General features: G+C 49.8%; 8 tRNA genes. All 8 read right to left on the reverse strand.

Annotated features, from left to right (window positions below):
- Window position 1: 1 nt before the first annotated feature.
- Window positions 2-75, reverse strand: a tRNA-Pro gene (locus K1J10_RS10605).
- A 19-nt stretch (window positions 76-94) separates the two neighbouring features.
- A tRNA-Arg gene (locus K1J10_RS10610) sits at window positions 95-168 on the reverse strand.
- Window positions 169-204: 36 nt separating this feature from the next.
- A tRNA-Arg gene (locus tag K1J10_RS10615) sits at window positions 205-278 on the reverse strand.
- Between the two features lie 21 nt (window positions 279-299).
- A tRNA-Leu gene (locus K1J10_RS10620) sits at window positions 300-385 on the reverse strand.
- 7 nt (window positions 386-392) lie between these two features.
- Window positions 393-464 (reverse strand) — tRNA-Gly (locus K1J10_RS10625).
- Between the two features lie 23 nt (window positions 465-487).
- Window positions 488-560 (reverse strand) — tRNA-Thr (locus K1J10_RS10630).
- 17 nt (window positions 561-577) lie between these two features.
- Window positions 578-659: transfer RNA gene (locus K1J10_RS10635), tRNA-Leu, on the reverse strand.
- A 5-nt stretch (window positions 660-664) separates the two neighbouring features.
- Window positions 665-737, reverse strand: a tRNA-Lys gene (locus K1J10_RS10640).
- Window positions 738-749 lie beyond the last annotated feature (12 nt).

The raw sequence follows: 749 nt of genomic DNA on the forward strand, positions 1-749 counted from the left end.
ATCGGGAAGACAGGATTCGAACCTGCGACACCTTGGTCCCAAACCAAGTACTCTACCAAGCTGAGCTACTTCCCGAACTAAAGCTTACGCTTTATGCACCCTAGAGGAGTCGAACCTCTAACCGCCTGATTCGTAGTCAGGTACTCTATCCAGTTGAGCTAAGGGTGCTCGTTTCTATTCAATTGCTACATAGTCTTGCGACCATGCACCCTAGAGGAGTCGAACCTCTAACCGCCTGATTCGTAGTCAGGTACTCTATCCAGTTGAGCTAAGGGTGCTTCTTCTCCAACCTAAGTCTATGCCGAGGACCGGAATCGAACCGGTACGATCGTTACCAATCGCAGGATTTTAAGTCCTGTGCGTCTGCCAGTTCCGCCACCCCGGCCTCCTCAAGCGAACGACGGGATTCGAACCCGCGACCCCCACCTTGGCAAGGTGGTGTTCTACCACTGAACTACGTTCGCATCTGTTTCTTTATATAAAAAAATGCCGGCTACATGACTTGAACACGCGACCCTCTGATTACAAATCAGATGCTCTACCAACTGAGCTAAGCCGGCTCATTATTATTCTTTTATGCGGGTTAAGGGACTTGAACCCCCACGCCGTAAAGCGCCAGATCCTAAATCTGGTGCGTCTGCCAATTCCGCCAAACCCGCTATAATGACCCGTACTGGGCTCGAACCAGTGACCCATTGATTAAAAGTCAATTGCTCTACCAACTGAGCTAACGAGTCGTATCATTATCT

Source organism: Streptococcus australis (assembly GCF_019930045.1).
Lineage (GTDB): Bacteria > Bacillota > Bacilli > Lactobacillales > Streptococcaceae > Streptococcus > Streptococcus australis_D.